The sequence below is a fragment of the Candidatus Similichlamydia epinepheli genome (assembly GCF_003056015.1).
The window spans coordinates 1-8,605 of the sequence record NZ_PPEU01000031.1 but is presented as its reverse complement, the minus strand read 5'-3'; the positions used below and the strand labels follow the sequence as shown (position 1 = coordinate 8,605).

8 protein-coding genes are annotated in these 8,605 nt (G+C 39.0%); 4 read left to right on the top strand and 4 right to left on the bottom strand.

Translation table 11 applies throughout. From position 1 onward, the window contains the following. The 3 genes from GCCT14_RS02695 to aspS form a co-directional block, all read left to right on the top strand. The coding region (locus tag GCCT14_RS02695; protein ID WP_108624134.1) for a CesT family type III secretion system chaperone at nucleotides 1-517 on the top strand (517 nt) is incomplete at its 5' end. 133 nt (nucleotides 518-650) lie between these two features. Further along, nucleotides 651-1,154, top strand: coding sequence for a single-stranded DNA-binding protein (locus GCCT14_RS02690; protein WP_157952523.1), 504 nt, complete (start codon nucleotides 651-653; stop codon nucleotides 1,152-1,154). Nucleotides 1,155-1,167: 13 nt separating this feature from the next. Further along, nucleotides 1,168-2,883, top strand: coding sequence for an aspartate--tRNA(Asn) ligase (gene aspS, locus GCCT14_RS02685; protein WP_108624132.1), 1,716 nt, complete (start codon nucleotides 1,168-1,170; stop codon nucleotides 2,881-2,883). Here aspS and lysS read toward each other — a convergent pair. The 4 genes from lysS to GCCT14_RS02670 all read right to left on the bottom strand — a co-directional run bounded on the left by lysS (nucleotide 2,824) and on the right by GCCT14_RS02670 (nucleotide 7,647). Then, complete coding sequence (gene lysS / locus GCCT14_RS02680; protein ID WP_108624131.1) at nucleotides 2,824-4,398, bottom strand: lysine--tRNA ligase; 1,575 nt, start codon at nucleotides 4,396-4,398, stop codon at nucleotides 2,824-2,826. The two genes, aspS and lysS, sit on opposite strands and share 60 nt — an antisense overlap. A gap of 62 nt (nucleotides 4,399-4,460) precedes the next feature. Further along, on the bottom strand, nucleotides 4,461-6,665 hold the full coding sequence (gene priA, locus GCCT14_RS02675) for a replication restart helicase PriA (protein ID WP_108624130.1): 2,205 nt from the start codon (nucleotides 6,663-6,665) through the stop codon (nucleotides 4,461-4,463). Next, on the bottom strand, nucleotides 6,635-7,285 hold the full coding sequence (locus GCCT14_RS05375) for a hypothetical protein (RefSeq protein ID WP_157952522.1): 651 nt from the start codon (nucleotides 7,283-7,285) through the stop codon (nucleotides 6,635-6,637). The genes priA and GCCT14_RS05375 overlap by 31 nt, the downstream gene beginning before the upstream one ends. Nucleotides 7,286-7,344: 59 nt before the next feature. Next, nucleotides 7,345-7,647: a MutS-related protein gene (locus tag GCCT14_RS02670; protein ID WP_108624129.1), complete on the bottom strand. Its 303-nt coding sequence runs from the start codon at nucleotides 7,645-7,647 to the stop codon at nucleotides 7,345-7,347. A gap of 95 nt (nucleotides 7,648-7,742) precedes the next feature. Here GCCT14_RS02670 and GCCT14_RS02665 point away from each other — a divergent pair. Then, a partial coding sequence (locus tag GCCT14_RS02665) for a MutS N-terminal domain-containing protein (protein WP_478209985.1) occupies nucleotides 7,743-8,605 on the top strand: 863 nt, incomplete at its 3' end.

Here is an 8,605-nt window from a genome sequence, read left to right as displayed (position 1 = left end):
TGACTTCGATGAGAATAACACATGTATCCTCGCGATAGACAATGATTTCTCCATGCATATGACATATGAGACTACTTCTAAGAAGCTTTATATCTATTCTCCTTTGCTTGATTCTTTTCCTGAAGATAAAGATATTCTTATGAAGCTTTATGAGACTCTTCTTCGAGGGTCCATTTTAGGTGGCCAAATGGCAGGTGGTGGTGTTGGTATCGCACCAGAAGAGCAACTTATATTAATCCATTCTACTTTGGAAATGTCTGCTGCATTTCCAGATGCCTTGAAGGAATTTGCGCCTCTCTATGTAGAGATAGTAGACGCCTGGAGAAAGGTTTGTTCCAGTATTTGTGCCGGACAAGAAGTCGACTTATCTACCTTGCCCGTTTTAGCTGGAAAGAATGCAGATCAAATTTCCGGAATGGCAAGCGGCGCAAGTGGTTCAAGTGAAAGTTCGGCTAAGAAGGAAGAATCTGGCTCACAGCATTCAAAGGGTGCTGGAGATGGCTTTATTCGGATCTAGACAATAGTCGGTAATGATCTTATTTTGGATCACCCCTTGCAGAATTGAATTGTCTATTGCTAAACTTGCCATTCTGTCTTTTCCGGGATGTGTTTGTTCACTCGGCTAGGTGATTCTCAAGGGGTTCTCTGCAATGAATTTTATCGAGATTATTGGAAATGTTGTCATAGATCCTGAAAAGAGGGTCACAGCTGGTGGCGCGAAAATGACGGTTCTCGTCGTTGCGGACAATCAGCGAAAGGGGGATAAAGAAGAAGTTCTTTGGTGGAGAGTTATAGTTTGGGATGGTGAACTCGAACGTGTGATCCCGCACGTAAGAAAGGGCTCTCGTGTTGTTGTTTATGGAACTATGCGGAAACCTAGAACGTACGTAGATAGCAACGGCGTATCTCAGGCGTCTCTTGAGTTAAAAGCTGTTTTGATTCGTTTCATTCCAGGGAGTAGAAATGAAGGTGAGCCTGCGGCTTCGTCTACAAGGCCTTCTGATGTGAAAGAAATCGATGAAACTGAATTTTCTGGCGAAGTCGAATATACTGGATTTGACTCTTCTCAGCCCGCTGGATTTTCGCCTGGTCAGGGCAAATCGCCAATGTATAGTCAGGAAGAAGTCTATTCAGAGGACTCATCTCCTTTTTAGTTGATTCGTTCGCATGTCTCGTGTTTTTTCTAAAGACCTTCCTTTTTGTATGGGGAAACGTGTTACCATTAACGGATGGATGCATGGTGTTCGCTCATTAGGTAGAATCACGTTTCTTCTTGTTCGTGATCGCGATGGTATTTCTCAGGTAGTTTTGGATTCTACTGAGTCTGATAAGCTGAAAGAATGTCACGTAGGAACAGTTCTTTCCGTTTCGGGTCTAGTATCTGCTTCTAGAAGTAAGGATGGCAAACCTGAACTAAAGGAAAGTATTGTAACAATAATTTCAAAGGTTTCCAGTGTGCCTCCTTTGGATTACACGAGACCTACCTTTGACGTTGACCTTGACTTTCTCTTAGATTGCAGAGGAGTGTCTATTCGTCACTCGGCTGTTTCATCTATTTTTAAAGTACAAAGTGAGATCGCTTTTGTTTTTCGCAAGTATATGCGTGAGCAGGTTGGAGCTCGTGAGTTTTTCGGTCCCTGTCTTCTTCCTGGATCTTCTGAAGGTGGTGCGGAAATTTTTTTTACTGATCATTTTGGGTCTGTCGCAACATTAGCTCAAAGCAACCAGCTCTATAAGCAGATTCTTGTAGGAGTCTACGAGCGTGTCTTTGCGATTATGCCTTTTTTTAGAGCTGATCCGTCTCATACAACCCGTCATCTTTCAGAAGGCAAGCAGATGGAGTTTGAGGCTGCTTTTTCTTCTCTTTGCGAATTGATGACTCATTTAGAAGATTTTATTCGCGACGTAGCTCGTCAGCTCTATCATTTGTATCCTGAATTGGACTCATTGCCATTGTTCCCGGAAGGAAAATTTCCTAGTATATCGTTTGCAGAAGCGCGTGAACTTCTTAAGGATGATTCTCTTTCAGATTTAGGATCAGATGAAGAACGCAAATTGTGCTCTTGGGCTAGGGAGAAATATTGTTCTGATTTTCTTTTCATTACACATTGGCCTAATGCGTCTCGACCTTTCTATTCACTGCCATCCAAATCTGCTGGTGAAACAGAGACGTTTGACCTTCTTTGTAGAGGGATCGAGATAGTTTCTGGTGGAATGAGAAGGTTCACTCATGATCAGGTGCTTGAAGGGTTATCTGAACATAGATTGAGTCCTATTCCTCTTCAAGGATATCTGCAAGCTTTTCAGTCGGGAATGCCACCTCATGGCGGATTTGGGATAGGTTTAGAGCGACTAACTATGGCCCTTCTTGACCTGAAAAACATACGCGAAGCTTCTCTTTTCCCGTCAGATGCACGTCGAATCGCTTCAGAAAAACAATTGATCTTGGGCGGGGAATCTATTCGATCTGAGATGATTAAATCTCTAAGAAGGCGTTGTTTATCATTTTCTGTTGAGATTAGTGCACCAAAATGCTCTGAAGGAGTAAAGGCGCTTCTTTTAATTGGAAAGAGATCAGGTACGATATTTCAAGCCAATCTTGCTTTGTCATCCAAGTTGCAGATGAAATTATTGTCTGCATTAGTTGGTGAACCATTGACGTTTGCTCAAACTGATGTCATTGAAGAAAAATTTGGTTTAAAAGAAGGAAGCATACCTCCTGCTGGTCCTCTTTTTGGTGTGCGTACCTTTTTAGATAGAAGGGTAATGGAATTGAGTGAAACGATTCATTTCAGTTCCGGTAGACCTGGTGAATCAATAACTCTAAACGGCACTTTCCCCATCTTTGGACCTCAAGAGATCGTCGATATCTCTGTTGTGTGATAGGCTTTTCATCATTGGAAAGAAGAGCACATCTTTGATGTGTGAAGCTCCTGTCATAAGAAGGATCATCCTGTCTATTCCTATTCCTATTCCACCAGCCGGTGGCATTCCTTGATAAATTGATTCTAAAAACTCTAGATCAATATCATGCTTTTCTTCTTGCGTTTCTTGTTGCCTATTAAGAAGTTGAGTTTGGAGAATGGGATCGTTTAGTTCAGAGTATGAATTGCAGATTTCTGCTCCACCTATAAACGATTCAAATCTTTCTACGTATATTTCTTGTGGGTTATTGGGGGTCCTTTTTGGTTTGCAAAGAGGCGTTGTTTCGATTGGATGATCAATAATGTGATGTGGTTCAATAAGATGTTTTTCAACCGACAATTCAAATAATTGAGCAATAAGAGGTCCACGCACACTACTTTCAGGCTCTACTCCGAATGTCTTTATCTCTTTAATTAGATCGGAAGTTTCCATCTGATCAACATCAAATCCTCCATACAGATTAATGGATTCTTTCATAGTCATGCGTTTCCATGGCTTGGCTAAGTCTATCTCTTTTCCTTCTACTATAAAAACAGACGCACCTAAATTTTCTATCGCGACTTCAAGAAATAACCGTTCAACTAGGTCCATCATTTTCTCGTAATCCCAATAAGCCGCGTAAGCTTCAAGTAATGTGAATTCAGGGTTATGTGATCGATCTAATCCTTCATTTCTAAAAACTTTATTCAATTCAAAAACTCTTCGCATGCCTCCAACTAAAAGCTTTTTTAGTGATAATTCAAGAGATATCCTAAGGAAAACACGCTGTTTGAGTAGTGCAATCTCTGTGACAAATGGCCTAGCTTCTGCTCCACCGTAGTGAGATTGAAGAATCGGAGTCTCAACCTCAAGAAATTCCTCTTTTTCAAAGAATGTGCGAATAGATCTAATAATTTTAAATCGGAGCTCGAAACGACGAAAAGATTCCTGAGATGCGATTAAATCAAGCCACCTTTTACGCAGTATAATTTCTTTATTGTTAAGCTTATTATGCTTGTCGGGTAGAGGAAGTAATGCCTTTGCCAATAATCGAAAATTTATTGCGAATAGAGATGGTTCTCCTTTTTGAGTTTGACAAAGGTGTCCTGTGACCTCAAGCCAATCTCCAAGATCAATCAATTTTTTTAGAAGCTCGAATGATTGCTCTGCACCTAATGGCTCTAAGGTGCACTCTCCTTTTGTGAAGATAATCTGGAAGCGAATACTTTCTTCTTGAATTTGTATAAATAGTAACCTTCCCATATGACGATGGAGTAAAATGCGTCCGGTGAGCACTATGGGTTTTTCATTGAAATCGATTTGTGTGACGTGAGGAAGAGAGTCTAAATTAAAAATTTTATGAAGTTGCTTTAATTTGTAAGTGGGATTACTGGCGTGTGGGTATGGGTCAACGCCCATAGCCCTCAACTGTTCCAGTTTTTTTAAACGAACAGAATAATCAGGTGGAGGATCATCAAAAGGGCATGTTGACATTTTGTTTTTCCATAGTAAAAAACTACCGTCCTTCATGATGGTATATGAAAGGAAATTATTCTTTAACTGAGAGAAATTGGATGAAAGTCGATTTTCAATATTCCTTTTGGAAGATTTATTAGAGGTAGAAGTTTTTTAATTCTTAAGCTACACTCGTGGCAGTTGTTCGTTTTCACAATGAAATGCAGACGGTAAAGACCTGATGTCTTGAAGCGATAAAGCTTGGAGCAAGGGGAAAGAAGGTCTTTTTTTTGTAATGTTTCAGATAGTTTGTGTCTGAACGTGTTAGCGTGATGTGTAACGGCTTCAATGTCTTTGTGTCGAAAAAGAAAATGAATAATTGAGCAGAATGGTGGATACAAAAAACGCTTTCTTAGTTCGAGTTCGTTTTTTGCAAATTCCTCGTATTCTCCTGCAAGAGCATACCTATAGTAGGGGAGGTCCTTTTGTTCTGTCTGTATGATAACTGTGCCAGGTAATCCTTCTCTAGACACTCTTCCGCTAACTTGTGTAAGGGTTTGAACAAGGAATTCACCATTTCGGAAATCAGGGTTCCAAAGTTGCTGGTCTGGATGTAAAATGCCAATCAGTGTCACGAGTGGAAAATTGTGTCCTTTCGTTATCATTTGCGTTCCAATTAGGACATCGATGCTGCCTGAACGAAATAGGTGTAGCGAATCATTTAACTCGTCAGATGTTGTGACCTGATCTCTGTCTATCCTCATAATGCGTAGATTAGGCAGGAGTTTTTGTAATGTCGTTTCTGCACGTTCTGTACCCCATCCGAGAAAACGTATCGATTCCTTGCGACATTTTGAACATTGGACCTGCTTGTAAAAGGTGGAATATTGGCATATATGACAAAGCAGAATCTGCTTCTTTATATGAACAGTTAATGAAAGATCGCAATTAGGGCAGCGTAGAGGTTGATTGCAAGCTTGGCAAATAGCTACCTCGTAATAGCCACGACGATTCAGAAATAATAAAACCTGTTCACCTCTACTTGCCGTTTCTTTTATTTGCTTTATTAATTCTGGGGAAAATATCCCTTTTTTAGGTCGTCTCACAAAGATAATTTCTGATTTTTGATCTAAGATTTTATTAGGCAATTGATAGAGGTAATATTTGTTTTCTAATGCAGCTTGAAAGCTTTCTAGAGACGGAGTAGCACTTCCTAAAATAATAGGACATCTACATACTTCCGCTCGTTTGATTGCGATATCTCTAGCATGAAACGCCGGCGATCTTTCGCTTTTGTATGAAGTGTCGTGCTCGTCATCGAGAATTATTACTCCAAGTGGAGAAAGAGGAAGGAAAATCGCTGATCTTGTTCCTATCAATAGATCAATTTCCCCTTTTATGATCGATTGATGTAGTTGTTGCCGTATAGACTGTGAAAGAGATGAATGAAAAATTGCAACTCTTCCATGAATTCTTGATCTAAATAATTGAGCCATTTGAGTGATGAGAGAAATCTCTGGAACCAACACTATGGCTTTCTTTTGTCCTGATATTACATTTTTAACAACGTGAATGTAAATTTCTGTCTTGTCACTTCCTGTGGCTCCCCATAAAAGATGAGCTGATGTAGGTTGTTCTTTGAATGTCTTAAGAAGGTTGTGTATAATTTTAAACTGATCGGAGGAGGGGGTTTTAGGACCTTGTTCCAAAAATGGAATTTTAAGAAGAAGTTCTTCTTCTGAAGGTATTATCACTTCTTTTAAAATTTTTGCCTTTAACAAAGTATTTAAAGCGGCTTTTTGTGCTTGTGCCTCTTTTAAAATAAGCGCAATTTTTTTAGGTTTCTTATTGTTGATTAAAAAATCCAAAATGCGGGCTTGGGATGGTTTGCGGTATCGATTGTCTTGGCACCATTCAATAAGGAATGTATCTGTAACGTTTATTCTTATGAAGCGGTCCTGAGAATTTATAGTTCTCGTGAGAGAAAATTTTTTGCGCAAAGCACAAGGGAAAATTGTGAAAAGCACATCTTTTAATGGAGCACAATAAGATTGGCTCATCCAAAAAGCTAGATGAAGAAGGTCTAATGGAATTTGCTTTTCGTTGATAATCCGGCAAATTGGTTGAATGTTTTTCTGGTTGGAAGTGTGCATAATTTTAATGACTATCCCACTTGACTTGATACTTCGTAGAGGAACCTCTACAAAGTGCCCTAATTCAATTTCAAGATTCTCAGGAATACCATATGTCAATGACTTGTCAATCGATCTATCGATCACAACTTCAGCGAATTTAGCGAACTGCATGGCGCGATTCTTTGATTAAGAAAAAAGCAGATCTGTGACCAAAGAGCCTTCTTTGCCTCTTCTTTGGAATATATCTCAGTCCAGTTAACAAAGATCGTATGACTTAGTGCGGGCCAATCAACCTTGCCTTTGTGTCGTAAAGGGACAAGAAAAAGAAATGTGAACGGAACCAGATACCCTCTTATTTCACCCACTTCTTGTCGATAGGCTAATATATTACTTTGTCTAAGCTTTTCGGTAGCGTCAGCAACTAATTTAAGCTCGTCAACGGAAGTTAACTCATCTGTGATTGATAATACATCCAGTATTCTAAATCCTGCTAATTCGTGCAGTTTTTGCAATTCAATTTCTGCGGACTTTAATGTTTCTTTTAAATGGTGCCATTTAGGGGAAATAAAGATTTTTGTTCCCTCGGAATTTCCTTTTTTCACTGCACACGAACATGTTGTCGATTCGATTAGAGTTCTATCAAGTGAACTCTTTTGACGAGTGGAAAGCTCTATCTTGGTAAGAGTATCATCCTTCTCTACTGCATGTTTGATATTTTTATAGGAATTTATTTCAGAGAATTGATCCTTTCCCAAATTAGCCGAGCATGCACGCTCATTCCATCTTATCAACAGAGCCTTCGCTTTTTTGAGCTTTGAGTAATAATTAGAGTCGTTGTTTTCCATATTGTTTACAAAAGAGAACCCTTTTGCTCAATTTTTTCCAAATTTTTCAATATATCATTAGCCCTGTTAATCAGACTCAAAGGCAATCCTGCTATGCTGGCGACATGTATGCCGAAACTTCTTTCTCCAGGGCCATCGTTGACTTTATATAAAAGTTTAATTGTTCCGTCTGAGCTGTCTACAGCAACATTTGCATTAAATGCTTTATTATATTTTTTAGTGAATTCAGAATTTATTTTTTTAGACAACGCAACAAATGGTTGGATGGACTTATCATTTAAGGAAGAACACAAGTTGAGAGAAGACATGCTTTTCGAAAAATTGCAGAAAAGAATTCTGCATCTCTTTCTTAATTAGTGTTTGTAATTGGTTTTGCCAATAAAAACTTCAAAGAAGAAGATTTATGCAAACAGAAACTCTTTCCCCAATGATGGAACAATGGCGAACCTGCAAGGAAAAAGCAGGAGATAGTTTGCTTCTTTTCAGACTGGGTGATTTTTATGAAACCTTTGGAGAAGATGCAAAAATACTTTCAAGGGCATTAGGGATCACTCTAACATCAAGGAACGGGTTCCCTATGGCAGGAATCCCGGCTCAAACACTTGAGTCAAACTTATCAAGAATAGTTCAACACGGAAAACGTGTAGCTATTGTAGAGCAGGATCCAGCTTGTAAAAACAATTCAAAAAAAATTCTAACAAGAAAAATCACACATTTTATTTCATCTGGAACATTAAATAGATTTCTTGAAACGTGCGACAATGGACACCTTTTACTTGCAACAATTTATACATTTAGTACCACTTCTATAGGACTTGCATTCTGTGATTCTTCCACTGGAGAAATGTGGACTTTAGAATGCAACTCATGGGAAAAATGTCTTGATGAGTTATCGCTCTATAAACCGGCTGAAATTATTACAAACAAAAAAACAACATCTCTGTTTCAGGTAGAATCCGATGCCTATCTGTCCCATCAGGTGATAGACGATCGTTTCTTTTCTATGGAAACAAATAAACCGTTTCTTTGTCGTCATTTCCGATTGCAATCTACGGATAGTTTAGGATTTCATCGATTCCCTCAAGCTCTTCTTGCGTCAGGAGCTCTTCTTCGGTATTTGGCTTTTGAGTTACTGCAACCAATTGATCAAATACAAAATATCCGAATTGTTGATATGAAAGATTATCTTTTCCTAGATCGTGCAACACAGAGACATCTCGCCATTCTTGATTCTTTCCCAGTTGAAGAAGAGAAAACACTTTTTAG

Bases quoted from the DNA above. Each gene is read 5' to 3' on its own strand.
- lysS (WP_108624131.1), bottom strand. From the start codon at position 4,398: ATGTCAACATGCCCTTTTGATGATCCTCCACCTGATTATTCTGTTCGT.
- GCCT14_RS02690 (WP_157952523.1), top strand. From the start codon at position 651: ATGAATTTTATCGAGATTATTGGAAATGTTGTCATAGATCCTGAAAAG.
- priA (WP_108624130.1), bottom strand. From the start codon at position 6,665: ATGCAGTTCGCTAAATTCGCTGAAGTTGTGATCGATAGATCGATTGAC.
- aspS (WP_108624132.1), top strand. From the start codon at position 1,168: ATGTCTCGTGTTTTTTCTAAAGACCTTCCTTTTTGTATGGGGAAACGT.
- GCCT14_RS02670 (WP_108624129.1), bottom strand. From the start codon at position 7,647: ATGTCTTCTCTCAACTTGTGTTCTTCCTTAAATGATAAGTCCATCCAA.